Origin of the sequence: Zoogloea dura, assembly GCF_012927165.1 — a bacterium.
Lineage (GTDB): Bacteria > Pseudomonadota > Gammaproteobacteria > Burkholderiales > Rhodocyclaceae > Zoogloea > Zoogloea dura.
In genome coordinates, this window is the sequence record NZ_JABBGA010000005.1 from 286,900 (window position 1) to 310,023 (window position 23,124).

At 65.7% G+C, this 23,124-nt stretch carries 26 protein-coding genes; 8 read left to right on the forward strand and 18 right to left on the reverse strand.

Going from position 1 to position 23,124, the window contains the following annotated elements; genetic code table 11:
- Positions 1–31 precede the first annotated feature (31 nt).
- The 7 genes from HHL15_RS09115 to HHL15_RS09145 are packed head-to-tail and all read right to left on the reverse strand — an operon-like array spanning position 32 to position 6,283.
- Positions 32–1,762, reverse strand: coding sequence for a DUF3426 domain-containing protein (locus tag HHL15_RS09115; protein WP_169145475.1), 1,731 nt, complete (start codon positions 1,760–1,762; stop codon positions 32–34).
- Entirely contained in the window at positions 1,759–2,661 is a 903-nt protein-coding gene (gene prmA, locus HHL15_RS09120) for a 50S ribosomal protein L11 methyltransferase (protein WP_169145439.1), read from the reverse strand. The genes HHL15_RS09115 and prmA overlap by 4 nt, the downstream gene beginning before the upstream one ends.
- A complete protein-coding gene (gene accC / locus HHL15_RS09125; RefSeq protein ID WP_169145476.1) occupies positions 2,661–4,022 on the reverse strand; it encodes an acetyl-CoA carboxylase biotin carboxylase subunit in 1,362 nt (453 codons plus the stop codon). The genes prmA and accC overlap by 1 nt, the downstream gene beginning before the upstream one ends.
- Before the next feature lie 10 nt (positions 4,023–4,032).
- On the reverse strand, positions 4,033–4,488 hold the full coding sequence (gene accB, locus HHL15_RS09130; RefSeq protein WP_169145440.1) for an acetyl-CoA carboxylase biotin carboxyl carrier protein: 456 nt from the start codon (positions 4,486–4,488) through the stop codon (positions 4,033–4,035).
- Positions 4,489–4,547: 59 nt separating this feature from the next.
- A complete protein-coding gene (gene aroQ / locus HHL15_RS09135; protein WP_169145441.1) occupies positions 4,548–5,042 on the reverse strand; it encodes a type II 3-dehydroquinate dehydratase in 495 nt (164 codons plus the stop codon).
- 60 nt (positions 5,043–5,102) lie between these two features.
- Positions 5,103–5,654 (reverse strand): TlpA family protein disulfide reductase, encoded by a 552-nt coding sequence (locus HHL15_RS09140; RefSeq protein WP_169145442.1) that lies wholly within the window; start codon positions 5,652–5,654, stop codon positions 5,103–5,105.
- A complete protein-coding gene (locus tag HHL15_RS09145; protein ID WP_169145443.1) occupies positions 5,651–6,283 on the reverse strand; it encodes a hypothetical protein in 633 nt (210 codons plus the stop codon). Before HHL15_RS09145 ends, HHL15_RS09140 begins: the two co-directional genes overlap by 4 nt.
- 82 nt (positions 6,284–6,365) lie before the next feature.
- On the opposite strand from HHL15_RS09145, the gene mpl reads away from it, so the two are divergent.
- Positions 6,366–7,712: a UDP-N-acetylmuramate:L-alanyl-gamma-D-glutamyl-meso-diaminopimelate ligase gene (gene mpl, locus HHL15_RS09150; RefSeq protein ID WP_169145444.1), complete on the forward strand. Its 1,347-nt coding sequence runs from the start codon at positions 6,366–6,368 to the stop codon at positions 7,710–7,712.
- 48 nt (positions 7,713–7,760) lie between these two features.
- Here the strand turns inward: mpl and HHL15_RS09155 are convergent, their stop codons facing one another.
- From HHL15_RS09155 to HHL15_RS09170, 4 genes are read right to left on the reverse strand one after another with little or no spacing between them, the layout of a single operon-like run.
- Positions 7,761–8,867: a COX15/CtaA family protein gene (locus HHL15_RS09155; RefSeq protein ID WP_169145445.1), complete on the reverse strand. Its 1,107-nt coding sequence runs from the start codon at positions 8,865–8,867 to the stop codon at positions 7,761–7,763.
- On the reverse strand, positions 8,864–9,763 hold the full coding sequence (cyoE, locus tag HHL15_RS09160) for a heme o synthase (RefSeq protein WP_169145446.1): 900 nt from the start codon (positions 9,761–9,763) through the stop codon (positions 8,864–8,866). Before cyoE ends, HHL15_RS09155 begins: the two co-directional genes overlap by 4 nt.
- Positions 9,764–9,787: 24 nt before the next feature.
- Complete coding sequence (locus HHL15_RS09165) at positions 9,788–10,342, reverse strand: hypothetical protein (RefSeq protein ID WP_169145447.1); 555 nt, start codon at positions 10,340–10,342, stop codon at positions 9,788–9,790.
- Entirely contained in the window at positions 10,342–11,115 is a 774-nt protein-coding gene (locus HHL15_RS09170; RefSeq protein ID WP_235943300.1) for an SURF1 family protein, read from the reverse strand. Before HHL15_RS09170 ends, HHL15_RS09165 begins: the two co-directional genes overlap by 1 nt.
- Between HHL15_RS09170 and HHL15_RS09175 the strand changes: the two genes are divergently transcribed.
- The gene (locus HHL15_RS09175; protein WP_169145449.1) at positions 11,105–11,299 is read left to right on the forward strand and encodes a twin transmembrane helix small protein; all 195 of its coding nucleotides are present in this window, start codon (positions 11,105–11,107) and stop codon (positions 11,297–11,299) included. The two genes, HHL15_RS09170 and HHL15_RS09175, sit on opposite strands and share 11 nt — an antisense overlap.
- On the opposite strand, the gene HHL15_RS09180 is transcribed toward HHL15_RS09175, so the two are convergent.
- The 5 genes from HHL15_RS09180 to HHL15_RS09200 form a co-directional block, all read right to left on the reverse strand.
- Positions 11,287–12,159 (reverse strand): cytochrome c oxidase subunit 3, encoded by an 873-nt coding sequence (locus HHL15_RS09180; protein ID WP_169145450.1) that lies wholly within the window; start codon positions 12,157–12,159, stop codon positions 11,287–11,289. The genes HHL15_RS09175 and HHL15_RS09180 overlap by 13 nt on opposite strands.
- A gap of 10 nt (positions 12,160–12,169) precedes the next feature.
- Entirely contained in the window at positions 12,170–12,724 is a 555-nt protein-coding gene (locus tag HHL15_RS09185; protein WP_169145451.1) for a cytochrome c oxidase assembly protein, read from the reverse strand.
- A 136-nt stretch (positions 12,725–12,860) separates the two neighbouring features.
- On the reverse strand, positions 12,861–14,465 hold the full coding sequence (ctaD, locus tag HHL15_RS09190) for a cytochrome c oxidase subunit I (protein ID WP_169145452.1): 1,605 nt from the start codon (positions 14,463–14,465) through the stop codon (positions 12,861–12,863).
- A gap of 10 nt (positions 14,466–14,475) precedes the next feature.
- Entirely contained in the window at positions 14,476–15,651 is a 1,176-nt protein-coding gene (coxB, locus tag HHL15_RS09195) for a cytochrome c oxidase subunit II (RefSeq protein WP_235943301.1), read from the reverse strand.
- Positions 15,652–15,698: 47 nt separating this feature from the next.
- Complete coding sequence (locus tag HHL15_RS09200) at positions 15,699–16,166, reverse strand: DUF2244 domain-containing protein (protein WP_169145453.1); 468 nt, start codon at positions 16,164–16,166, stop codon at positions 15,699–15,701.
- 139 nt (positions 16,167–16,305) lie between these two features.
- Here HHL15_RS09200 and HHL15_RS09205 point away from each other — a divergent pair, with 139 nt between their 5' ends.
- Entirely contained in the window at positions 16,306–16,905 is a 600-nt protein-coding gene (locus tag HHL15_RS09205; RefSeq protein ID WP_169145478.1) for an SCO family protein, read from the forward strand.
- A 70-nt stretch (positions 16,906–16,975) separates the two neighbouring features.
- Here HHL15_RS09205 and rpoH read toward each other — a convergent pair whose 3' ends face one another.
- Together rpoH and HHL15_RS09215 are read right to left on the reverse strand one after the other, a co-directional pair.
- Positions 16,976–17,830: an RNA polymerase sigma factor RpoH gene (gene rpoH, locus HHL15_RS09210; RefSeq protein WP_169145454.1), complete on the reverse strand. Its 855-nt coding sequence runs from the start codon at positions 17,828–17,830 to the stop codon at positions 16,976–16,978.
- A 192-nt stretch (positions 17,831–18,022) separates the two neighbouring features.
- Entirely contained in the window at positions 18,023–18,679 is a 657-nt protein-coding gene (locus tag HHL15_RS09215) for a TetR/AcrR family transcriptional regulator (RefSeq protein WP_169145455.1), read from the reverse strand.
- A 326-nt stretch (positions 18,680–19,005) separates the two neighbouring features.
- Here HHL15_RS09215 and HHL15_RS09220 point away from each other — a divergent pair, with 326 nt between their 5' ends.
- The 5 genes from HHL15_RS09220 to HHL15_RS09240 all read left to right on the forward strand — a co-directional run.
- The gene (locus HHL15_RS09220; protein WP_169145456.1) at positions 19,006–20,301 is read left to right on the forward strand and encodes a flavin monoamine oxidase family protein; all 1,296 of its coding nucleotides are present in this window, start codon (positions 19,006–19,008) and stop codon (positions 20,299–20,301) included.
- 4 nt (positions 20,302–20,305) lie between these two features.
- The gene (locus HHL15_RS09225) at positions 20,306–20,674 is read left to right on the forward strand and encodes a c-type cytochrome (protein ID WP_169145457.1); all 369 of its coding nucleotides are present in this window, start codon (positions 20,306–20,308) and stop codon (positions 20,672–20,674) included.
- Between the two features lie 26 nt (positions 20,675–20,700).
- Positions 20,701–21,153 (forward strand): YybH family protein, encoded by a 453-nt coding sequence (locus HHL15_RS09230; RefSeq protein ID WP_169145458.1) that lies wholly within the window; start codon positions 20,701–20,703, stop codon positions 21,151–21,153.
- 101 nt (positions 21,154–21,254) lie between these two features.
- Positions 21,255–22,643, forward strand: a complete 1,389-nt coding sequence (locus HHL15_RS09235) for a DUF1329 domain-containing protein (RefSeq protein WP_169145459.1) — start codon at positions 21,255–21,257, stop codon at positions 22,641–22,643.
- Positions 22,644–22,686: 43 nt separating this feature from the next.
- A partial coding sequence (locus HHL15_RS09240; RefSeq protein WP_206198682.1) for a DUF1302 domain-containing protein occupies positions 22,687–23,124 on the forward strand: 438 nt, incomplete at its 3' end.

Below are 23,124 nucleotides of genomic sequence, written 5' to 3' on the forward strand. Positions count from 1 at the left end.
GGCGTTGCCGCGCCCGGACGACGGGGGGTGTTCAGGGGTAGAAAGCGTATACCCGGTAGCCTGCGGCGGCGACGCCGGGGGCTTCGAAGGCGACCCGGGTGGCGATCTCGCGGCGGGCCGGGAAGGCGTCCTTCGGGGCGTCGGCTGGCAGCCACTGGGCGGGTTCGAGGACGCGTCTCACCAGAGCCTTGTCGCGGGCATCTGTCAGGGTGACTTCGAGGTGCGGCCAGGCCTGCTGGAATTCGGCCCGGTTGCGCAGGGTCGCATGCAGGGTGAAGAAGGCTTCACGGCTGGCGTCGGGCTGGATGTCGGAGCTCTCGATGGCGATCTCGGCGGCCTCCCTGGGGAGCGGCAGGTCGCAGCCGAGGCTGTTGCACAGGGCTTCCAGCGCGGGCCGGGTGGGCGGTGACGACAGGGCGATCTCGTTCCGGAACACCAGCACACCCTGGGCCAGCAGGGCCAGGGACAGCAGGGTGGCGCCGGCGGCCCAGAGGGCTTGGTTCAGGGAGGAGGGCGGGGGGGGCTCGTCGTCCTGTTCGTCCTCGCCAGTGTCTTCGTCTTCGTCCTTGTCCTGAGCGGCGGGCAGGCTGGGCTCGTGCCTGGGTTCGGGCTGCTCGAGGAGAGGAGCCGGGGGCGGGATGTCCGCTTCGCGGGTGGCCGATTTTGCGACCGACTCTGCGGCCGATTCTGCGACCAAGCCTGCGGCGGGCTCGCCGGCGTCCTCCTTGTGGAGCAAGGCGTCGAAGTCGATGACCGGGGCGCTGGCCGGTGCCACTGTCTGGGTGGAGGCCTTGAGGTCCAGGTCGGCCGGGTCGGGCCAGTCGGCCTGGAAGTGTGGCGGGGCGGGGGCTGACGGTGCGGCAGACGGAAAGTCGTCGTCCATGCCGAACTCGAGCAGGGGGTCGCTGGCGAGGCTGTCCGGGGCCGCTGTGGCGGGAGCCGTTGCGGCCTGCTCCGGTGCGTCGTCGAACTGTGTGTCGTCGAACTGTGCGTCGGGGGGCGCCTCGATCAGTGCTTCATCCTCTGCCGGCGGCCATTCGTCTGCGGGCGGGAGCGCGATCTCGCCGTTGGGCTCGATCCGCGCGTCCGGGCCAGGAGCAGGCGCGGCGGCCACGGCCGGCCAGTCATCGATGTCGACGGGAGGGGCGTCGGGTTCGTCGCTGTCGGCCGGCACGTCATGGGCGGGCGGCAGGGCTTCTGCGGCAGTGTCTTGCGGTATGTCGGCCGGTTCGTCTGCCGGCAGCAGGAAGCCGGGTTCGTCGCTGAGGTCCGGGTCGGTGGGCGGAAGGGGCTCGGTAGTTTGAGCATCGACGGCTTCGTGGGCGGCTTCGTCGATAATGGGCTCGTCGGCGGCCGCTTCGAGGGGCTCCTCCCTGACGTGTGGCGCCTCTTCCAGGACGTAGGCTGCGGCCTCGGCTGTGTCGTCGGCCAGTGGCGTTGCGGCAGGTTCCACGGGCTCGACAGGCCCCTCGGTGTCGAGGCTGGAGGGGCCCGGCTCCTTGTCCTCCAGCACGAACAGCGGTGTGTCCGGAGATGGCTGTGGAGCCGGCTGTAGCTGGGGTTCGTGGACCTCATCGACCTCATGGGCGATTGAGAGTGCGGGTGGGAGGGGAATCGGGACGGCGTTCTCGTCCACGAGGGTTTCCAGCGCGTTGAAGGCGTGGTTGCACTGGCCGCAGCGCACACGGCCCTGACGGGCGCGCAATTGCTCCGGGCGCACCCGGAAGGTGGTGGCGCACGCGGGGCAGCGCGCGAGGATCATGGCACCGCCCGCTCCGGCAGTTCGCCCTCGAGGCGCACCCAGCCTTCGTGGGTGGCGCCGACACGCAGCGCGATGTAGGGGGCGTAGGCTTCGATGACATCCCCGGCCTGGGGCTCGAGCACGCCGGACAGGGCCAGCTTGCCGCCGGGGGCCACCCGTGCGGCCAGCAGCGGGGCGAGCATCTTGAGCGGATTGGTCAGGATGTTGGCGACAACGCGCTGGAACGTGCCTTCAAGCGGCTTGGCGGACACTTGCAGGTGCAGGCTCACTCCGTTGTTGGCAGCGTTGTCGGCGGCGGTTTCGACCGCCTTTTCGTCGATGTCCACGCCGGTGACTTCACCCGCACCCAGCTTGGCCGCAGCAATGGCCAGGATGCCGGAGCCACAGCCGTAGTCCAGCACGCTGACGCCCGGGGTGATCTGCTCGGTGAGCCATTCCAGGCACACGCGGGTGGTCGGGTGGGAGCCGGTGCCGAAGGCCATGCCCGGGTCGAGGACCAGGTTGATGGCATCCGGTGCCGGCGACTCGTGCCACGAGGGCACGATCCACAGGCGGTCGGTGATGCGGATCGGATCGAACTGGCTCTGGGTGAGCTGGACCCAGTTCTGCTCTTCGATTTCCTCGATGGTGAAGGGCGGCACCGCGTCCAGCCCGGCCGCCGCCGATGCGGTGGCGAGGGACTGGGCGAGGTCGGTGTCGGTGTCGAAGAGCGCGATCACCCGGCTGTGATCCCACAGGCTGGCCGGAGACATGCCCGGTTCGCCGAACTGGGGCTTCTCGGCGTCGGTGCCGGCATCTGCGTCGTCGATGCTGACCGACAGGGCGCCGTGCTCCATCAGCGCCTCGGAGAGGGCCTCGGCGCGGGTGGCGTCAGCCTGGAGGATGACCGAGATCCACATCAGCTCTTGCTTACTTCGTTACGCCCCGCCAGCTTGTGCTCCAGGTAATGGATGCTGGTGCCGCCTTCGACGAAGCGGGCGTCCAGCATCAGCTCCTGATGCAGCGGGATGTTGGTCTTGATGCCTTCAACCAGCATTTCGGACAGGGCGATGCGCATGCGGCGGATGGCCTGGTCACGGGTGTCCCCGTAGGCGATCAGCTTGCCGATCATCGAGTCGTAGTGCTGAGGCACGGTGTAGCCATTGTAGACGTGGGAGTCCACGCGGATGCCGGGGCCGCCGGGCACGTGCCAGTTGGAGATCTTGCCCGGGCAGGGGGTGAACTTGAACGGGTCTTCCGCGTTGATCCGGCACTCGATGGCGTGACCGCGGAACTCGATGTCGCGCTGCTTGTAGCGCAGCTTCTGGCCGGCGGCGACGCGGATCTGTTCCTGCACGATGTCCACGCCGGTGATCAGCTCGGTGACCGGGTGTTCGACCTGTACGCGGGTGTTCATCTCGATGAAGTAGAACTCACCGTTCTCGTACAGGAACTCGAAGGTGCCGGCGCCCCGGTAGCCGATCTTGCGGCAGGCTTCGGCGCAGCGCTCGCCGATACGCAGGATGTGGCGGCGTTCGATGCCGGGGGCGGGCGCCTCCTCGATGACCTTCTGGTGGCGGCGCTGCATGGAGCAGTCACGCTCGCCCAGGTGGATGGCGCTGCCGTGCTGGTCGGCAAGGATCTGGATCTCCACGTGGCGCGGGTTCTCCAGGAATTTCTCCATGTAGACCATCGGGTTGCCGAAGAAGGCTCCCGCTTCGGAGCGGGTCGTGGTGACTGCGTTGAGCAGCGCGGCCTCGGTGTGCACCACACGCATGCCGCGTCCGCCGCCGCCGCCGGCAGCCTTGATGATCACCGGGTAGCCGATGGCCCGGGCGATCTTGACGATCTCCTTGGGGTCGTCGGGGAGGGCGCCTTCGGAGCCGGGCACGCAGGGTACGCCGGCGGCCTTCATGGCGTCCTTGGCGGAGACCTTGTCGCCCATCAGGCGGATGGTTTCGGCGCGGGGGCCGATGAAGACGAAGCCGGACTGCTCGACCCGCTCGGCGAAGTCGGCGTTTTCGGACAGGAAACCGTAGCCCGGGTGGATGGCTTCAGCGTCGGTGACCTCGGCCGCGGAGATCAGGGCCGGGATGTTGAGGTAGCTGAGGGTCGAGGAGGCGGGGCCGATACAGACGGACTCGTCGGCCAGCTTGACGTACTTGGCTTCGGCGTCCGGCTCGGAGTGTACCGCGACGGTCTTGATGCCCAGCTCGCGGCAGGCACGCAGCACGCGCAGGGCAATCTCGCCCCGGTTGGCGATGAGGATCTTTTCAAACATGGCCATGGGCTTAGCCGATGATGAAGAGGGGTTCGCCGAATTCCACGGGCTCGCCATTCTCGACGAGGATGGCCTTGATCGTGCCGGTGGCGTCGGCTTCGATTTCGTTCATCAGTTTCATGGCTTCGATGATGCACAGCACTTCGCCGGCGCTGACACTCTGCCCGACTTCGGCCAGGGGCTTGGCACCCGGTGCGCTGGCCCGGTAGAAGGTGCCGACCATCGGCGACTTGACCACATGGCCGTCCGGTAGCGCCGGTTCGGCGGGGGCTGCAGCAGCTGCGGCCGCGGGGGCCGCAACGGCAGCAGGTGCGGCGACCGGCATCTGGGCGACGTAATTGACGGGGGCGGGGCCGGAGACGTGCTTGGCGATGCGGACTTTTTCCTCGCCTTCAGTGACTTCCAGCTCGGAGATGCCGGATTCCTGGACCAGGTCGATCAATTTCTTGAGCTTGCGAAGATCCATAGTATTCCCCTTGATTGTTGATGCCCCGGCGTCGGACGACGCAGGAGCCGATGTCTGGTTCAGCCGCGGGAGCGGAGACGCGACAGGGCAAACTCGAGGGCGAGTTGATAACCCTGGGCGCCCAGTCCGCAGATCACTCCGACGGCCTTGTCGGAAAAGTAGGAGTGATGCCGGAACGGCTCGCGGGCGTGGATATTGGACAGGTGTACTTCGACGAACGGGATGTCGACACCCGACAGGGCATCCCGGATCCCCACGCTGGTGTGTGTGTAGGCGGCCGGGTTGATGATGATGAAGTCGACGCCTTCGGTGCCGGCAGCCTGGACCCGGTCGATCAGTTCGCCCTCGTGATTGCTCTGGAAGGATTCCAGCAGCACTCCGTCGACCTTGGCGCGACTTTCCATTGCCGCATGGATGTCGGCAAGGGTGGTCAGGCCATAGATGCCGGGTTCCCGGCGGCCGAGGAGATTGAGATTGGGGCCGTGCAGAACGAGGATGCGAGCTTGTTGCATGTCGTCCGCGCTGGCTTCAGGTGTGCGATTTTTCCGCGTCATGAATGCAAGTTTGCCGCAGATTGGCGCAATTTGTCCATCGCCTGGCTGTGAATGAGGGGCTTACGAGCGACTGAGTTCAGCGAGCTTGCGGTCGAGTTCCTGCTCGGACAGGGTGCCGACCTTGACCAGCCCGACACCGCCGCGGCGATCGATGATGAGGGTGAAGGGCAGGGCCTGGGCGCTGTTGCCCAGTTCTTCGGACAGGCTCACCACGCTGGGTGGGGCGACCACCAGGGGGTAGGCAACCGGGGTGGCCGCCTGGAACTTGCGCACGTTTTCGTCGGTATCAATGCTGATGCCGACAAATTGAACGCCTTTGTCGGCGTATTTCTGGCTGATGACTGAAAAAGCCGGCATTTCCTTGCGGCAGGGCGGGCACCAGGTAGCCCAGAAGTTCACCACCAGGACCTGGCCTTTCCATTGGGACAGGGGCTGGTTCTTGCCTGCTGCGTCCGGTAGTTCGAGCGCCAGCAGCTTGCCGACCGCACCCGACTGGGTCGCGTCGGCAGACTGCGCCGGCGCGCTCAGGTTGTGGCGTGACGAGTACAGGCCCGCCGCTGTGGCGAGGGCGGCAACGACGAGGGCGGGCAGGATGCGGGTGGTGAATTTCATGGCTGGATGCCGGCGGCGATGGCGGGCGTGCTGTCGTTAACGAGGGCTTCGACGACGGACAGGCGTGCCCGTTCCATCTGCCGGGCGCCGTGGCTGCCCCGCCGGCTGAGGCGCTCCACGTCAGGAGAGTAGATGCGCAGGCGGATCGGGATGTCGCCCCAGTCGAACACCAGGATGGCTTCGGGGCCATCCGGCTGGTTGCGGCGCGGCTCCCGGTGCTCGTAAACAACGTCGTTGTTGAGGAAGAAGATCTCCACCTCCTTGGCGCTCTCGGGGAACAGGTCGATCTCCACTTCGGAGTAGCGGCCGGCGGTGCCTTCCAGCACGGCGCCGGTGAGGTAGGGGCGGAAGGGCTCGAGTTCGCGCATCACCTCCACGGCAGCGAGACGCAGGGCGAGCTGGCGTTCGAGGTGCTCTTCATCCTGGAAGACGGCGAGGTAGGTGCGGACTTCCGCCTCGATCTCGGCGTTGTTGGGCAGTTCGTCGGCGTTGACGGCGCCAAGCTGGCGGGCGGCCTTGCGCTTGGCGAAGCCGTAGTCGGTGACGCCGTCTTCGGCGATCATGCGGGCCGCCAGGGCGGCGATCTCGCGGCGCAGGTTACTGCGGTGCGGAACGGCAGGGCGCGGCATGGAAGGTCGAAGCTCCCCGTTCGATTAGAATGCCTCCCATTCTACACACGACTATTGCGGCACTGTTTCCGCCTTCCCGACTATGCATATTCACATTCTTGGTATCTGCGGCACCTTCATGGGGGGCATTGCCCTGCTGGCACGGGCCGCCGGCCACAAGGTGACAGGGTGCGACGCCAACGTCTATCCGCCCATGAGCACCCAGCTGGAGGAGCAGGGAATCGGCCTGGTGGAGGGCTATGGTGTGGAGCAGCTGGGCCTGAAGCCGGACGTCTTCGTGGTGGGCAATGCGATCTCCCGCGGCAATCCGCTGCTCGAGGCCGTCCTCGACCAGGGGCTGCCCTACGTGTCTGGCCCCCAATGGCTGGCCGAGAACGTGCTGCAGGGGCGCTGGGTGCTGGCGGTGGCCGGCACGCATGGCAAGACCACGACCACGTCCCTGCTGGCGTGGATTCTCGAGGATGCCGGGCTCAACCCCGGTTTCCTGGTGGGTGGGGTGCCCAAGAACTTCGGGGTGTCGGCCCGCCTGACCGAGTCGCCTTTCTTCGTGATCGAGGCGGACGAGTACGACACCGCTTTCTGCGACAAGCGCTCAAAGTTTGTCCATTACCGCCCCCGGACGGCCATCCTGAACAATCTGGAGTTCGATCACGCCGATATCTTCGCCGATCTGGAGGCGATCCAGACCCAGTTCCACCATCTGGTGCGGACCATTCCCCGCTCCGGCCGGATCGTCGCCAACGCCGCAGAGGAGGCCCTGCCGCAGGTCATAGAGCGGGGCTGCTGGTCTGAGCTGGAGTGGTTCAATGATGCCGCCGGTTGGTCGATTGCCGAGGGGCAGGTTGAGGATGAGGTGGTGGTCCGCCACCTGGGCAAGGAGATTGGCCGCCAGCGCCTGCCGCTGTCCGGCCGCCACAACCGGGCCAACGCCCTGGCTGCGATCGCCGCTGCTCGCCACGTGGGGGTGACGCCAGAAGTTGGCCTGGATGCCTTGACCCGCTTCGAGGGGGTCAAGCGTCGCCTGGAGTTGCGCGGCACGGTGCGCGGTGTGGCGGTGTACGATGATTTCGCCCATCACCCGACCGCCATCACCCTGACGGTGGAGGGCCTGCGCCGGCAGGTGGGCGAGGCACGCATCCTGGCCGTGCTGGAGCCGCGCTCCAACACCATGAAGCTGGGGGTGATGAAGGACCAGCTGCCGGCCAGCCTGGCCCAGGCCGACAAGGTTTTCTGCTACGCCGCCAACCTGGGCTGGGATGCCCGCGAGGCGCTGGCGCCGATCGCCGGAAAGACGGTGGTGGAGGACGATCTGGAGGCGCTGGTCAGGGAGATTGTCGCGGAGGCGCGGGACGGCGACCGCATCCTGGTGATGAGCAACGGTGGGTTTGGCGGCATTCACGGCAAGCTGCTCGACGCCCTGGCTGGCTAAGCAGGCCGCCCTGGAGAGTGCTGAGCCGGCATCCGCGGCCGGGAGCGCTTAGCGGATCGCCTGGAAACGTCGGGGAAAGCCCGCCATCGCATGGGGATGGCGGGCTTTTTCGCCATTCAGCACCTTCCACGTCGCTGCCAGCACGGCGCACAGCAGCAGCGCGGCGCCGGTGTTGTGCGCCACCGCGAGCGGCAGGGGCAGCTGCAACAGCACGTTGGCGATGCCCAGCGAGATTTGCAGGACGAGGGCGGCGAGCAGAGCCAGGCCGTGCCTGCGGCCCTCGTGCCGGCGCAGCAGGCAGAGGCTGAACAGCCCGACGATGCCCAGCACGACGCCGGCAAACAGCCGGTGGGTCCAGTGGATGGCGGTCAGGGCGGCAGCTGGGAGGAGGTCGCCGCTGGCCGTGTTGCCCAGCTCGCGATCCAGCGTGAAGGCGTGGTGAAAGTCGGTGTCAGGCCTGAAGCTGCCCTGGCAGGTGGGAAAGTCGGCGCAGATGGTCGCGGCATAGTTGCTGCTGACCCAGCCGCCGAGGGCAATCTGCGTCAGCACCGTTGCCGTGGCCAGCACGGCGAGGCCTTTCAGGCCAGCAGGAAAGACCACGGGGCGGGGGCTGCGGCCTTCGCGCAGCACGATCAGGGCGAGCAGGGCCAGGGTGCTCATGCCGCCGAGCAGATGGCTGGTCACGATGACGGGCTTGAGCAGGCGGGTGACCGTGAGCATGCCGAGCAGGGCCTGGCCCATCACCACGCCGAGCAGGGCCAGCTCCAACCAGGGCCGGCGCTGGGCCCGATGGCGCCAGGCGGTGATCGCCAGGGCCAGGATGCACAGCCCCAGGGTGCCGGCAGCGTAGCGGTGGATCATCTCCTTCCAGGCCTTGGGGGCTTCGACGGACTTGCCGAAGCGGGCTTCGGCGTGAGCAACCTCGTGGGCCTGTTCGGGGATGCCCACCAGCTTGCCGTAGCACCCGGGCCAGTCCGGGCAACCGAGGCCGGCATCGGAAAGGCGCACGTAGGCACCGAGGGAGACCACGACAAGGGCGAGCAGCAGGGCCAGCAAGGCCAGCTTGCGATAGGCCGCTCCGACCGGTGAGCGGGTTTCGGGCTGCCAGGTCTCGGCGCGACGGAGGCCCGCGCTGTGGGTGTTGCTCCGGTTCATGCCAGGCGGTCCAGGAACAACGCGGCGAACAGTCCGGTGAGGTAGATGAGCGAGTAGCGGAAGGCATGGCGGGCGCGGTCGTCCGAGTAGTCCTGCCACAGCACCCAGGCTTCCCGCAGGTAGCCGAGGTTGAGCAGGCTGACCAGCGCGGCGTAGGTGGCTCCAGACAGCCCCAGCGTGCAGGGCAGGTAGGACACCGCCGCCAGCAACACGGTATAGAGCAGGATGTGCAGGCAGGTCAGGGGTACGCCGTGGCTCACCGGCAGCATGGGCAGGCCGGCGCGGGCGTATTCCTCCCGCCGGTAGCAGGCGAGGGCCCAGAAGTGCGGCGGCGTCCACAGGAAAATGATGAGGAACAGGGCCAGCGCGGGCAGACCGATGGAGTCGGTCATGGCGGCCCAGCCGAGCACCGGAGGCATGGCGCCGGAGGCCCCGCCGATGACGATGTTCATCGGTGTGGCGGGCTTGAGCACCAGGGTGTAGACGATGGCGTAGCCCAGGAAGGTGGCCAGGGTCAGCCACATGGTGAGGGGATTGACCGCCACGTGCAGCAGCCACAGCCCGGCTCCCCCGGTCAGGCAGGCCAGGCCCAGGGTTTCGGCCGGGGTGATGAGGCCCCGCGGCAGGGCCCGCCCGCGGGTGCGCGCCATGCGTGCATCAATGGTGCGTTCCACCAGGCAGTTGATCGCGGCGGCGGCACCGGCCACCAGGGCGATGCCGGCGGTGGCGGCGAGCATCAGGCCGAGGGGCGGCCAGCCCGGCACCGCGAGGAACATGCCGATCATGGCGGTGAACACGATCAGGCTGTTCACCCTGGGCTTGCACTGGGTGGCGAAGGCGGCGAGGCGCAGGCCCAGGGGGGCGGCGATGGCGGTGCTGCGGAGGAGGGTCGGCATGCGGGCGGTTCTCCGTTGAAGTCTTCAGCCAGCCCACGCATAGCGGAGCAGGCGTTCCATATCTTTGAGGATGTCGCGGGGTGGTGCGTCGGCGGGGTAGCGCAGGATGATCCGGCCCTGGGGGTCTACCACATACACCCGGTGTCCGCCGGCATCCAGGTCGAAGGCTGCCCGGGCCGCGCTGCTGCCGGCCACGGCGGCGTGGAGGTCGGGTTGCAGGGCAGTGAGAGGGGCGCTGTCGGGTGCCGCCTGGTCGGTCAACCAGGTGCGCTGCACGCGGGACATCTGCTTGTAGAGGGCCACGTGGATCTGGCGGGTGGCGACGATCCAGTGGCGGCAGGCCTCGTCACAGGGGCCGGGGCCGGCAACGACGAGGTTCCAGTGCCCCTCGAGACTGGTCTTGTCCAGGGGCTCACCGTGGGGGCCGGCCAGCGCCGGCAGGGGACGCGGCGGATCAAGGAGTTCGCCGTGGTTGCCCGCCGCGGCGGGACGCCAGCCGGTGGCGTAGAGGCTGGCTGCCACGATGAAGGGCAGCGCCAGCAGGGCGATGACGAGGAAGAGGGGGCGGTAGCGGGCCATCAGTTGCGTCTCCAGGCCAGCGCCAGCCAGATCAGCAGGGCCGAGGCGGCAAAGCCGTACCACTGCAGGGCGTAGGAAAGGTGTCGCTCCAGGCGTTCGTCGGGACGCGGCCATTCCCTGCCAAAGCCGGCCGGCGATGCCGGATCGAGCTGGATTACCACGGGCTGCAGGGGCCACGGGGCAAAGGTGCGGAAGCGGGCCAGGTCGAGGTTCTGCCAGACGGGTTGCCAGGCGTCACCGGCAGGTTCCGGGCCCAGGGTGAAGAAGCGCTGTCCTGGCACGATCACGGTGCCGCGCAGTTCGAGCGGTTCGTCCGGTGTGAGTACGGTAGGAAGGTCGGCATGCTGGTCGGAGGCAGGGATCCAGCCCCGGTTGACCAGCACGCGCATGTCGCTGCCTTCGATGCGCAGCGGTGTGATCACGTGGTAGCCCGCCTGCTCCCGCTGGATCCGGTTGTCCACCAGGAACTGCCGGCCGGTCTCGAAGCGGCCGCGTACTACCACCGGGCGGGAGCGCAGGTCGTCAGCGTCGACGGCGGCGCCTCCCAGGCGGATGGCCCCGTCCTGCGTCCGCTGGTCCAGCAGGGCCTGCGCGGCGGCCTTGCGGTCGGCCTTGCCGTGCTGCCAGTTGCCGAGCTGGATGCAGCCTGCGGCCACGGCCAGCGCCAGCAGGCCGCCCCAGGGGGAGGGGCGGAAACGGCGGCCGCTTGTGACCGCCTTGAGGCGGGCGCACAATCGGGCCACCGGATTGGGGGAGTGAGCTGTGCTGTTCAAGTTGGCCGTTGTGTTCATGCTCTTGCTGGTGATCGGCAGCCTCTTTTCGGGCCTGGTCTTTCTTTATCGCGACAAGGGCAATGGCGACCGGGTTGTGCGGGCGCTCACCGTGCGCGTCTCCCTCTCTCTCCTGCTATTCATCGGCCTGCTGCTGGCCTGGCGATACGGGGCTTACAGCCAGTAGACCACGACGAACAGCAGCAGCCAGACCACATCCACGAAGTGCCAGTACCAGGCCACCGCCTCGAAGGCGAAGTGGCGTCGTGCGTCGAAATGCCCCGCCAGGCTGCGCCCGGCGACCACGGCCAGCATGATGGCGCCGAGGGTGACGTGGAAACCGTGGAAGCCGGTGAGCATGAAGAAGGTGGCGCCATATACGCCCGCGCCCATGGTCAGGCCCAGCTCGGTGTAGGCGTGGTGGTATTCGTAGGCCTGGAAGCCCAGGAAGATCACGCCCAGCAGCACGGTGAGGATCAGGCCCAGGTTGAGCTGGGCGCGCTTGGCCTTCATCAGGCCCCAGTGGGCCCAGGTCAGGGTGACGCCCGAGGTCAACAGCAGGGCCGTGTTGATCGCCGGGATGCCCCAGGCGCCCATGGGCGTGAAGCTTGCACCCTTGGGGCCGGAGGTAGGCCAGGCGGCGGTGAAGTCCTTGTAGAGGGTGAAGGCCGGGTCCATGCCAGCGAGGGCCGGCACCGAGAGCACCCGGCAGTAGAACAGGGCGCCGAAGAAGGCCGCAAAGAACATCACCTCGGAACCGATGAACCAGATCATGCCCTGGCGGAAGGACTTGTCTTCCCAGTCGGTGTAGGCGCCCCGCTGGTTTTCGGCGATCACCACGCCAAACCACCTGAACAGCACCGTGATGATGACCGCCGCGCCCGCCGCCATGACCCAGGGGCCGGGCGCGAACTTGTTCATCAGCAGGATGAAGCCCAGGGCCAGCATGAACATGCCGCCCGACAGGAAGAAGGGGTAGAGGCTGGGTTGAGGAACGTAGTAGTGGGTTGCGTGGGGCGCTGCGGTGTTGGCGTGCGAGGCGTTCAAGGCGGGCTCCCTAGGATGGATTCGGGGCGGGGAAGAAGGCGTAGGCGAGGGTCAGCTCGCTGATCTCGTCACCGATGTCACCGTCGATGATGAAGGTCAGGGCCATCTCGCGGCTTTCTCCGGGGGCAAGGGTCTGTTGCTTGAAGCAAAAGCAGTCGAGCTTCCTGAAATGGCGGGCCGCCACGGTGGGCGAAACGCTGGGGACGGCCTGCCCGACGATGGTCTTGTCGGACAGGTTGCGTACCAGGAAGCGGGTGGTGCGTAGTTCCCCCGGGTGGATCTCTATGGCCGGCTCGAGCGGGCGGATCTCCCAAGGCAGGCCGGGCATCAGCGTGGAGGTGAACTGCACGCCGAGCTTGCGGTTGTAATTGACTGCTGCGGGCGGCAGGTCCTTCGCGTCGATGGCGTCCTTGAGCGTCTTGCCATTGAAGCCGACGGCTGCGCACAGGGTGTCGTAGAGCGGCACCAGGGCGAAGCCGAAGGCGAAGAAGACCGCGGCCAGCAGGAGCAGCCGGACGACCAGCCGGCCGTGCCTGCGTGGCGGGGGCAGGGTTGCCTCGCTCATGGTGTGGTCTCAGCGGTCGATGAAAAAGCCGACCACATAGAGCCCCACGGCCACGACTCCGAGTACCCATGCGAAGCGGGCTGATGCCCGGCGGCGATTGGCCAGATCTGAATCGGTGAGGTGCATGCTGTCCTCCTCAGTGGGACTTGATGACAGGCTGGATGTCCCAGGAGTGGTGCGGCGGCGGTGAGCTGAGCTCCCATTCCAGGCCGCTGGTGCCTTCCCAGACCTTGTCGCTGGCCTTTTCGCCGCCCTTCACGCAACGCCATACGTTGTAGGCGAAGATCAGCTGGGACAAACCCAGAACGAAGGCGCCTACGGTGGAGATGGCATTGAATTCGGCGAATTGCAGTGCGTAGTCGGGGATGCGCCGCGGCATGCCGGCCAGGCCCAGGAAGAACTGGGGCATGAAGGTGAGGTTGAAGCTGATGACGGTGAGCCAGAAGTGCAGCTTGCCCAGCTTCTCGCTATACATGTGGCCGGTCCATTTGGGTAGCCAGTAGTACACGCCCGTCATGACCCCCATGATGCCGCCGGCGAAGAGGGCGTAGTGGAAGTGGGCCACCACGAAATAGCTGTGGTGGTACTGGGCATCGGCGGCCACGTCGGCCAGCACCAGACCGGTGAGGCCGGCGATGCCGAACAGGACGATGAAACCCACTGCGAACAGCATCGGGGTCTCGAAGCTCATGGCGCCGCGCCACATGGTGGCGATCCAGCAGAAGAAGAGCACGGCCAGCGGCAGAGAGATCGACATGGTGCTGTACATGAAATACAGCAGCGCCGGCACCGGCAGGCCGGCGGTAAGGAAGTGGTGGGCCCACACGATCAGGCCCAGTACGCCGATGGCGATGAAGGACCACACCTGGGCGGTGTGCCCGTAGATCGGCTTGCGGGTGAAGGTGGACAGGACGTGGGGCATCAGGCCCCACACTGGCAGCAGCAGGATGTAGACCTCCGGATGACCGAAGAACCAGAACAGGTGCTGGAACAGGATGGGGTCGCCGCCGCCTGCGGCGTTGAAGAAGTGGGTGTCGAAGTGACGGTCGGTGAGCAGCATGGTGACGCCGCCCGCCAGCACCGGCAGGGTGATGATGAGCAGCACCGCGGTGACCAGCCAGCCCCAGCAGAAGAGCGGCATCTTCATCAGGGTCATGCCCGGCGCGCGCATGTTGAGGATGGTGGCGATGATGTTGATCGAGCCCATGATCGAGCTGATGCCCAGGATGTGGATCGAGAAGATCGCGAAGTCCACCCCGATGCCGCCCTGCACCGACAGGGGCGCGTAGAGCGTCCAGCCGGTGGCCACGGCGCCGTCGCCGATGCCGAAGAGGGCCAGCACGAAGGGCATGGTGAGCAGCATGGCGGCCGGCGGCAGCAGCCAGAAACCCCAGTTGTTGAGGCGCGGCAGGGCCATGTCGGGCGCGCCGATCATCAGCGGGATCATCCAGTTGGCAAAGCCGGTGGCGGCCGGCATCAGGGCCGCGAAGATCATCACCAGGGCGTGCACGCCGATGAGCTGGTTGAAGAACTCCGGCTTCATCAGCTGCAGGCCGGGCTGGAAGAGTTCGGCCCGCACCGCCAGGATCATCGCCCCGCCGACGAAGAACATCAGCAGGGAGAAGGTCAGGTACATCGTGCCGATGTCCTTGTGGTTGGTGGTGGTCAGCCAGCGCAGCAGCCCGGTCGGGTGCTGGCCGTGGCCGTCGTGGTGGTCGAGGGTATGGGTGGCGGTGTTCATCCGTGACTCCTCAGCGAAGGGCCTTGATCTGGGCGGGCTGGATCATGTCGCCCCTGGTGTTGCCGAAGGCATTGCGTTCGTAGGTGATGATGGCGGCGAGGTCGGCGTCGGACAGGGTGGCCTTGAAGGCCTGCATGGCGGTACCGGTCTTGCCATTGAGCACCCTGTCCACGTGGCTGTCGGGGATCAGCTTGCCTTCGGGGGAGAGCAGGGGTCCGTTGACGATCTTGCTCCCCGCCAGCGCCGGGAAGGCGGGTGGCAGGCCCTGGCCTTCCGGCTGGTGGCAGGCTGCGCAGTTCTTCTCGTAGGCGGCCTTGCCGGCGGCCATCAGCTCGTCCTTGGTCCAGGTCTTGTCGCTGCCGGCTGCCGCGGTGGCCATCTCGGCCTTTTTCTTGTCTACCCATTCAGCATATTCGGCTTCGGGTACTGCGCGGACTACCACCGGCATGAAGCCGTGGTCCTTGCCACACAGTTCGGCGCACTGACCCCGATAGACCCCGGGCTCTTCGATGCGTACCCAGGTTTCGCGCAGGAAGCCCGGGATGGCGTCGCGCTTGACGCCGAACTGGGGAACCCACCAGGTGTGGATCACGTCGGTGGAGGTGAGCAGGATTCGGACTTTCTTGCCGACGGGCAGCACCACCTCGTTATCCACCTCGAGGAGATAGTGTTCGCCTTTGGCTTCCTTCCCTTCGATCTGCTCCCTGGGCGTGGACAGCGTGCTGATGAACTGGATGCCGGAGTCAGGGTATTCATACTTCCATTTCCACTGCAGGCCGGTCACCTTCAGGACCATGTCAGCCTTGGTGCGGGTGTCTTCCATCTCGATGACTGCATGGAAGGCTGGGATGCCCATGAGCACGAAGTCGATGAAAAGAAGGATGCCGAAGGGCACCAGCACCCAGAACCACTGCAGCGCACCTGCCGGCCCGCTGAAGCGGGCGGGTTCTGCGCCCGTGCTCTTGCGGTGCTTGGCCATCGAATAGAGCATGATCGCGAACACCACGACGAACAGCGCAGTGATGATCACCATGAACTCGTTGTGGATGTTCAGGGTGTCGCGGGCAATGGGGGTGACAGGCTTGGGGAAGTTCCAGGTGTAGTCTGCGAGAGCGCTGCCGGCGGCGAGCATCAGGCCGGTTCCTGCGAAAAGCTTGGCTGGGATGCGGGGGTTGAGTGTCGTCAAGTCTCTACCTCTTCTTTTCGTGGGATGATCGGCGCGGTTCTCGACGCTCAGCTTCGGAGCCGGCGTGAGAGATCTGCGTAGAACTGGGAGCGCTGTTCCGGGGTCATCAGATGACCCACCCGGCAGCAGCGCCCGTGGGAGCGGATACAGACAAGGGGATCGGAGCCGTTGTCGGCCTCCAGGCTGAGGCGGGCCCAACCCACGGTGAAGTCCTGGTGGATGTCGCTGCCGGGAAGGTGGCTGTCGACGCTGAGCCGGCTGCCTTCAAGGCGCACGGTTTCGCTGCTCTGGTCGCGGCGGTCGAGGATGCGCAGGGCGATGAAGAGTGCGGCCAGTTCGAGGCCGGCGAAGGGTAGGACGAGCCAGGCACCGGCAAGCAGGAAGCCGCCGCTGACGATCAGGCTGATGAGGATCACCCCGCCGATCAGGATGCGGCGGGCGAAAGGGGTAAGAGAGCAGTTGGGGCGTGCATGCCACTCATGCACGCCCTCTGCTTCTATCGTTGTTATAGCCATGGCGTCTCCTCCAGGCCCTGTCTGCGACTTTTTGACGCAGATCAAATTCTGGAGGGAGTGTAGCATCGCCCGTCGATTTTGCAGTGCACTTGAAAGTGATGCAAAATTCTGATTTTAAAGGGGAAAATAAATGCTTTTGATGTTGCGCTGCATCATTGGGGGCTTGGCGCTGAGTCTGGGCCTGAGCGCCTGTTCACCAGGGGGAGAAAGCCAGGGGGCGAAGGGCTTTGCAGCGACCGATATCACTGGCGCCAACTACGCCAAGGACTTCCGGCTGATCGACCATACGGGTGCGCAGCGCAGTCTGGCGGACTATCGGGGCAAGGTGGTCAGCCTGTTCTTCGGCTATACCCAATGTCCCGACATCTGCCCGACCAATCTGCTGACCATGGCTGAGGTGATGCGCCAGTTGGGACAGGATGCGGAGCGTGTCCAGGTGCTGTTCGTGACGGTTGATCCGGAGCGGGACAGCCAGGAATTGCTGGCCCAGTACGTACCGGCCTTCGATGCCCGGTTCATGGGCCTGCGGGGCGAGCTGCCGGCCACCGAGGCGGTGGCGAAGGAGTTCCGGGTCTTCTACCAGAAGCAGGGCGACACCAAGGGGCAGGCCTATACGGTGGACCACTCCACCGGGACCTATGTATTCGATCCGCAGGGGCGCTTGCGGCTGTATGTCCGGCACGCTGAGAAGCCGGAGGTGATTGCCGCTGACTTCCGCAAGCTGCTGGCCGGGCAGTAGCCCGGATGTGTCGGGGAAGGTAAAAGGGCGACCCGCGGGTCGCCCTTTGTGCTGACGGGGTTGAGTCTGCTCAGGCCAGTGCTGCCAGCTGGGTGCGCATCTTCTGCATGGCCTTGACTTCGATCTGGCGGATCCGCTCTGCAGAGACACCGTACTCGGCGGCCAGTTCGTGCAGGGTGGCGGCGTCGCCTTCGGTCAGCCAGCGGCGTTGCACGATGGCGCGGCTGCGTTCGTCCAGGGTGGCGAGGGCTTCATGCAGGCCTACGTCCTTGAGCCGGGCGGCTTGCCGCTGAGCGAGCACCTCGGAGGGTTCCGCATCGGGATCGGCCAGGTAGGCGATGGGGGCGAAGCGCTCCTCCTCGTCCTCCGGGCCCGCTTCGAGGGCCACTTCCTGGCCGGCCAGGCGGGTTTCCATCTCGCGGACTTCCTCGGGCTTCACGCCGAGCTGCTGGGCCACGGCGAGCACTTCCTCGCCCTGCAGGGCGTTGCTGCTGCTCTTCATGCTGCGCAGGTTGAAGAACAGCTTGCGCTGGGCCTTGGTGGTGGCGATCTTGACCAGGCGCCAGTTCCTGACGATGTACTCGTGGATCTCGGCCTTGATCCAGTGGATCGCGAAAGACACCAGGCGCACGCCCCGGTCGGGGTCGAAGCGCTTGACTGCCTTCATGAGGCCCACGTTGCCTTCTTGGATCAGGTCGGCGTGGGGCAGGCCATAGCCGAGGTAACCCCGTGCAATGGCCACCACCAGGCGCAGGTGGGACAGAACCAGCTTGCGGGCCGCCTCCAGGTCGTCCTCTTCCCGGAAGCTGTGGGCCAGGTCGGATTCCTCCTTCTCGGTCAGCAGGGGGATGCGATTCACGCTCTGGATGTATTGATCCAGGCTGCCAACCGCGGACGGAACGGGAAACGACAGGGTATGGGACATCTGCTACTACCTCCTTCGCGCAAATATTAGCACTCCCGGCCTGTGAGTGCTAAGGGGGCGAATGGTTCCCGTGAAGCGTTCTTGATCGCGGGCAAGAAAGCTCCTTGCCTGGCAAATGAAGTCCGTCATGGAAGAGGGGGGGGGCTCCTGCCATCCCTCGGTGGGCCGGACGTCGGCAGGGGCGATCGGACTTCAGGGGAGTCCGGGTGGCGCCAGCGCCAGGCTCATCGCAAACGCCACGCAGTCTTCATCGATTCCGACCAGTTCCGCGTGTGCCGGCTTGGTGTCGGAGATCAGCAGCATCAGTCCTTCTATCTGCATGGCGATCAGCGCGGCGCGCCTTTGGGCTTGCAGGAGGGGCAGGTCTGGATTGGCGTTGATGATTAACTCCGCGATGTTCTGCCGGTGATGGCAGTACATCTCGTCGAAGAGGGCACGCACCATCGGGTCCCGGGTCGCGAGGGACCAGATCTCCACGAACAGCCTCTCGGTGTCGGGTTTCCTGGAGTCGGCCAGCAGGTAGCGCAGAGCCGCTTCCAGCCTGGCTTTCGGGTCATTGATCCGTGATGGCTCGCAATCAAAGGCGACGTCGTACTCATCCATGATGTCCTGGATGAGTGCCTTCAGCAGGCTTTCCCGGTTTGGAAAGTAGTGCTGCAGGTTCGAAAGGCTGATGCCTGCGCCGTCGGCAACCTGTCGCATGGTCATCTCGATCAGGCCGCCGTGCATGAAGATCTTCCTGGCGACTTCCAGGATGTTCCTCACGCGTGCCCGGCCGCGCGCCGTCTTGGGCGGCGTTGCTTCCGGGGCCGGTCCTGTCGGGGCTTCGATAGAAGCGTTTTTCTGCACGTCATTTTCCTCAAGCGAACTCCGGCGAGGGAGTACTCCCAATTGTACGTTGACTATTTAGGTCGTGCGACCTAATGTTGCGTTGACTAGGTCGAGTGACCTAGTATAAATTCACTAACATCGAAGCGAAATGCTGTTTCCGAGGCTCGCCGGATGAGGAGGAGTACGTGTTCAACGAAGAAGACCAAGCGTCCGCCATGCGACGCGACTTTCTGAAGATCTTGGCCGCAGGCGCGGCAAGTGCGGCCGGGAGTGCGTTTGCCGCAGCTCCGGCCTCGAGGCCCCTCGAAGAGCGTCGGCCCGGCCTGGGCCCGGGGGGGTATGACGTGTTGGTCGTGGGAGCCGGCTTTGCCGGGCTCACCGCCGCCCGGGAGCTCTCCAGGGCGGGGATGAAGGTGTTGCTGGTCGATGCGCGCAATCGGCTCGGGGGGCGGACTTTCACCTCGAGTTTTCTCGGCCAGAAGATCGAACTGGGTGGAACCTGGATCCACTGGAGCCAGCCCTTCGTCTGGAACGAGGTGGTCCGCTATGGGCTGGGCCTCGCCGAGAGCCCCGGTGCAGCAGCCGAAACAGCCTCCTGGCTGGTCGACGGGAAACTCCGCCAGGGTGGGGCGGAGCGCCCCTGGAAGATCATCGCCGACGCGATGACGGCCTTCTGCGATGTGGATCGGCAGGGTGGGCGCCAGGTCATGCAAATGGCGCACGATCCCTTGTTCCGCAAGGATCTGCTGATTCCCTGGGATCGCTTGAGCCTGCAGGATCGGCTCGACCAGATGAAGTTCGGCCGCGAGACCCGCGACCTGCTGTCGCCCCAGCTCAGTATCAACTGCCATGCCAGCCTCAAGGATGGCGGTTTTGCCGACATGCTGCGCTGGTGGGCGCTGGGTGAGCACGACATGGGACGCATGTTCGACAAGCTCGGCCGCTACAAGATCAAGGAAGGCATGGGCGAGCTGGCCCGGCGCATGCTGGATGACTCTGACGCCGACCTGCTGTTGTCCTCCCCCGTGAAGTCCGTGTCCCGCGAAGGCGACACCTACGTGGTGGTCACCGACAAGGGGCAGACCTTCACCACGCGCGCGGTGGTCATGGCCACGCCGCTCAACGTTCTTGCAAATATCTCCATGCCTGCGGGCTGGGGGGCCGGGAAGCGCAGCATGATCGAGCGCGGTCATGTCGGCCGCGGCAGCAAGTGTTACGTCCACATCCGTCAGAAAGTCGGGAACTGGATCGGGATGGCACCGGCGCCTCATCCCATCTCGCTGGCCTGGACCGAAAAGCAGCGGGACGACGGCACCCTGCTGGTCTGCTTCGGCCCCCCGAACCTGCTGGACATCACCGATGAAGAGGCTGTCCAGGCGGCCCTGCGGACCCTCCTGCCCAAGGTTGAGGTGCTGGGGGTGACCGGCTACCAGTGGGCGGTCGATCCCTATTCCCAGGGAACCTGGTGCTGGTATCGCCCCGGGCAGCTCACCCAGGGCCTGCCCGGGCTGCGCAGCGCCGAAGGCGGGATCTTCATGGCCGGCTCCGACCAGGCCGAAGGCTGGCGCGGTTTCGTGGATGGGGCCATCGAATCGGGCATCACCGCAGCACGTGACGTCCGTGCCTACCTCAAGGGTTGAGCCCATGCGCCAGTTGATCATCTCCCTGGTCCTCGTGCTGCTGCCGGTGGCCGGACGCGCCGAGTGCGACCCCGGCAATGGCAAGCAGGTCTTCGACAACAAATGCGGCATCTGCCACCTCGTGGATGTGTCCGCGGGCCACGGCGTGGGGCCGAATCTCCATGGCGTCGTCGATCGCCCCATCGGCAAGGCCGACGGCTTCGGCTACTCCGCTGCCCTTGCCGCTTCTCAGGCCGTCTGGACGCGTGAAGCGCTTTCCGAATTCCTGAAGGCCCCGCAGAAGGCCATTCCCGGTACGGCCATGCCGTTTCAGGGGCTCAAGTCCGAATCGGAGCGGCAGCGTCTCGTCTGCTACCTCCTGTCTCTTCGTTAAAACCATCCACCCATCAGGAGAAGTGAATGTTCTACACCAGGAATCTGATCCCGGCGGCGCTGCTCGCCATGTCCTGCGCTCCCGCCATGGCCGGCGGCCCAGGCGCGGAGCAAGCCATCCGCGAGCGCATTGCCGTCATGGAGCAGGCGTGGCCAAAAGGCGACGTTGGCCTGATCGCCCGCGGCGTCTATGGCCAGGATGCCGTGATTCAGGGGGAGGGGCAGAAAGCGACGATCCAGTCTCCGGAGGGCGTGGATGAAGTGGTGAAACACCTCGTCTCCGAGAACAAGTCCGTGAAGCTGGACATCCACTCCATCCGCAAACTTGGCGCCGACTCGGCCTTGTCGTGGGTGACCTGGCATGTCACGCCCAAAGCGGCGGATCAAAAGCCCTTCGACGTCAAGGCGCTCTTCGTCTGGACGCGGGGCAAGGAGGGTTGGCGCATCCGTGCCGACATGTACACCCTCGGCTCAATGTAAGCAGCCAATTCCTTGAATTCCGCATCTCGTGTCGCTCCCGGGTTGCGGGTTCCGCATCAAGAGAGAGACCGAAATCAATCGGCAATCGGTGGAGATATCCCATGAAGACAATGAGCAAGTTCTGCAACACAGTGGTGGCCGCAAGCCTCGTACTTGTTTCCGCCTCGGCATCGGCCAGTGAGGCCGACCCGTCGCGGCTCGGCAGGGACCTGACCCCTGCCGGTGGCGAGAAGGCCGCCAGCAAGGACGGCAGCATCCCGGCCTGGGGCGGCAAGGAAACCCCGGCAGCCGGCTGGGCCTATGGCAAGAACCGCGGCGCCGCGTGGGCCCACAAGGGCGAGAAGCCCCTGTTCTCGATCGACGCCGGCAACGTGGCCAAGTACGCCGACAAGCTGACCCCGGGCCAGGTGGCCACCATCAAGCAGGTCAAGGGCTACCGCATGGACGTGTACCCGACCCACCGCAACTGTGGCGTGCCCGACTTCGTCGCCGACAACACGCGCAAGAACGTCGGCTTCGCCAAGCTCGGCGACGACGGCTGGAGCCTCAAGGAGGCCAATGTGCCGGGCTATCCCTTCCCCTTCCCGGAAAACGGCGCCCAGGCCATGTGGAACTCGAAGATGCGTTACCGGGGGCTGGCGCTGGAATACAAGAACGCCATCACCGCCGTGTCGCCGCGCAAGGGGGCGGACGAGTGGATCAAGGCGACCAGTGAGCAAACCCTGTTCTTCCCATGGGGGGCCAAGGGCAGCAAGCCGGTCTCCAAGCTGCCCGACATCGAATACTCGACCTACCTGACCTACAACACCCCGACCGCCCTGGCCGGCCAGGCCTTCGTGCTCTCCCTCTTCCTCGATCAGCCCGGCAGCGAGACCTTCTATTACTTCACCGGCCAGCGCCGGGTGCGGCGCATGCCCACCTATGCCTACGACGCACCGCAGATTGGCTTCGAGAACCAGTACCTCGTCGATGAGCCCTTCGTCTTCAACGGCACCATCGACCGTTTCGACTGGAAGCTGGTAGGCAAGAAGGAGCTATACGTGCCCTACAACAGCTTCGGCGCCTATGACTTTGACGCCAAATTCGATGACATCGCCCAGGCCGGCTCGATCAGCCCGGCCCACCGCCGCTATGAGCTGCACCGGGTGTGGGTGGTCGAGGCCAGCGTCAAGGCGGGTGTCCGCCATGTCTCGCCCAAGCGTACTTTCTACATCGATGAAGACAGTTGGAACCTGGTGGCCGCCGACGACTATGACGCCCAGGGCAAGATCTGGAAGTACCGCGAAGGCTTCGTGATCCCGGTGTATGAAACCGGCACCTGCGATGCGCCCGCCTTCGTGCAATACAACCTCAACGAAGGCCGCTACGTCTTCGACATGAACTCTGCCGGCACCGGCAAGGACATCCAGTGGGTCACCGAGGGTAACAGCCCGCGCTACAAGCCCGGCTTCTATACCTCCGACAACCTGCGCGCCCTGAGCGACCGCTGATTCAGCGCCTATTCAACAGAGGGGATACATGATGAATAGCACGATGAAGCCACTTGCCATGTCCATGCTGCTTGCCATGGCGGGACCTGCTCTGGCCTTCACCTTCCAGGGTGAGAGCGTCTCCGGCAGTTTCGACTCCACCATTTCCGTCGGCATCGGCATCCGTGCCGAAGGCCCGGCCTGCAACCTGGTGCTCAAGGGCTCGCCCAGCGCCGGTGCGCCGGGGGGCTGTACCGAGGCCATCAGCGGCCTGGGCGACCAGGGCAACCTCAACTACGGCCGCGGCGACACCTTCACCAATTACCTCAAGGGCACCCACGAGCTGCTCCTCAAGATGCCCGAGGACGTCAAGTTCATGGCCCGGGTGAGCTGGCTGAAGGATTTTGCCGCACCGCACACCTCCGGCTACGTCAGCGGCGGCAACCCGCCTGGCGTCGGCAGCCTCACCGACGACGCGAAGGAAGACCTGTCCTTCAAGGCG

What these genes read in the sequence shown, in the direction of transcription:
- HHL15_RS09235 (WP_169145459.1), top strand. Translation starts at nt 21,255, where the DNA reads ATGAAGACAATGAGCAAGTTCTGCAACACAGTGGTGGCCGCAAGCCTC.
- HHL15_RS09140 (WP_169145442.1), bottom strand. Translation starts at nt 5,654, where the DNA reads ATGAAATTCACCACCCGCATCCTGCCCGCCCTCGTCGTTGCCGCCCTC.
- HHL15_RS09165 (WP_169145447.1), bottom strand. Translation starts at nt 10,342, where the DNA reads ATGGCCCGCTACCGCCCCCTCTTCCTCGTCATCGCCCTGCTGGCGCTG.
- HHL15_RS09200 (WP_169145453.1), bottom strand. Translation starts at nt 16,166, where the DNA reads ATGGCTATAACAACGATAGAAGCAGAGGGCGTGCATGAGTGGCATGCA.
- cyoE (WP_169145446.1), bottom strand. Translation starts at nt 9,763, where the DNA reads ATGCCGACCCTCCTCCGCAGCACCGCCATCGCCGCCCCCCTGGGCCTG.
- HHL15_RS09145 (WP_169145443.1), bottom strand. Translation starts at nt 6,283, where the DNA reads ATGCCGCGCCCTGCCGTTCCGCACCGCAGTAACCTGCGCCGCGAGATC.
- HHL15_RS09225 (WP_169145457.1), top strand. Translation starts at nt 20,306, where the DNA reads ATGCGCCAGTTGATCATCTCCCTGGTCCTCGTGCTGCTGCCGGTGGCC.
- aroQ (WP_169145441.1), bottom strand. Translation starts at nt 5,042, where the DNA reads ATGACGCGGAAAAATCGCACACCTGAAGCCAGCGCGGACGACATGCAA.
- rpoH (WP_169145454.1), bottom strand. Translation starts at nt 17,830, where the DNA reads ATGTCCCATACCCTGTCGTTTCCCGTTCCGTCCGCGGTTGGCAGCCTG.
- mpl (WP_169145444.1), top strand. Translation starts at nt 6,366, where the DNA reads ATGCATATTCACATTCTTGGTATCTGCGGCACCTTCATGGGGGGCATT.
- accB (WP_169145440.1), bottom strand. Translation starts at nt 4,488, where the DNA reads ATGGATCTTCGCAAGCTCAAGAAATTGATCGACCTGGTCCAGGAATCC.
- prmA (WP_169145439.1), bottom strand. Translation starts at nt 2,661, where the DNA reads ATGTGGATCTCGGTCATCCTCCAGGCTGACGCCACCCGCGCCGAGGCC.
- HHL15_RS09230 (WP_169145458.1), top strand. Translation starts at nt 20,701, where the DNA reads ATGTTCTACACCAGGAATCTGATCCCGGCGGCGCTGCTCGCCATGTCC.
- HHL15_RS09185 (WP_169145451.1), bottom strand. Translation starts at nt 12,724, where the DNA reads ATGAGCGAGGCAACCCTGCCCCCGCCACGCAGGCACGGCCGGCTGGTC.
- HHL15_RS09205 (WP_169145478.1), top strand. Translation starts at nt 16,306, where the DNA reads ATGTTGCGCTGCATCATTGGGGGCTTGGCGCTGAGTCTGGGCCTGAGC.
- accC (WP_169145476.1), bottom strand. Translation starts at nt 4,022, where the DNA reads ATGTTTGAAAAGATCCTCATCGCCAACCGGGGCGAGATTGCCCTGCGC.
- ctaD (WP_169145452.1), bottom strand. Translation starts at nt 14,465, where the DNA reads ATGAACACCGCCACCCATACCCTCGACCACCACGACGGCCACGGCCAG.
- HHL15_RS09115 (WP_169145475.1), bottom strand. Translation starts at nt 1,762, where the DNA reads ATGATCCTCGCGCGCTGCCCCGCGTGCGCCACCACCTTCCGGGTGCGC.
- HHL15_RS09155 (WP_169145445.1), bottom strand. Translation starts at nt 8,867, where the DNA reads ATGAACCGGAGCAACACCCACAGCGCGGGCCTCCGTCGCGCCGAGACC.